This window comes from Xenorhabdus entomophaga (genome assembly GCF_037996725.1).
GTDB classification, from domain to species: domain Bacteria; phylum Pseudomonadota; class Gammaproteobacteria; order Enterobacterales; family Enterobacteriaceae; genus Xenorhabdus; species Xenorhabdus khoisanae.
In genome coordinates, this window is record NZ_JBBMXH010000324.1 from 1 (window position 1) to 508 (window position 508).

General features: G+C 54.9%; 1 protein-coding gene and 1 pseudogene. Both read right to left on the reverse strand.

The window, feature by feature from the left end; translation table 11 throughout:
* Nucleotides 1-135: pseudogene (locus AAC854_RS24770) on the reverse strand (HK97-gp10 family putative phage morphogenesis protein); the annotation flags it as partial.
* Entirely contained in the window at nucleotides 132-452 is a 321-nt protein-coding gene (locus AAC854_RS24775) for a phage head closure protein (RefSeq protein ID WP_340619116.1), read from the reverse strand. The gene AAC854_RS24775 and the pseudogene AAC854_RS24770, both read right to left, overlap by 4 nt.
* Between the last annotated feature and the right edge of the window lie 56 nt (nucleotides 453-508).

A 508-nucleotide genomic window follows, 5' to 3' on the forward strand; every position in this document is an offset into this window, starting at 1 on the left:
CTCGTCACGCAATACCGACGCCGCCGCATAAGTGGCTTTTCGCAGCACCTGATTATTTTCAGCCTTGCTGAGCAGTTCGAGATCTTTCGCTATTGCCTGCAAGCCGGAAAAGTCCAGATCCGTATGAATACTCATGGTTTTACCCCCTGTTTGCATAACAGCTCAAGCTGGGTCAGTTTCGGGTCAGGGATCGCCGCCTGAATGTCGTAAGTCTGCCCCCTAAACACCATACGGGACGCGCTGGTCACATCCGGACGGTAACGCAGCCAGACCCGTACCGTGGTTTCTGCGCGTTCAGCCCCCGCTGTCAGTAACTCACGCCCGCTAATGAACTTAACCTCTGCCCAGACCGTGGCGATATCCTGCCACACCTGCATACGCTGGCCCGATGGCAAGCTGATCTGGGTAAAGCTCTGTAACGTGATGCGGTGACGCAATCTGCCTGCCTGCATTATGTCCCCCTCATGGGTCTGATCCGATAATCGTTAAGCAGTTCCTTAAACCCGCT

Coding starts and splice junctions, on each gene's coding strand:
- AAC854_RS24775 (WP_340619116.1), bottom strand. CDS start 452: ATGCAGGCAGGCAGATTGCGTCACCGCATCACGTTACAGAGCTTTACC.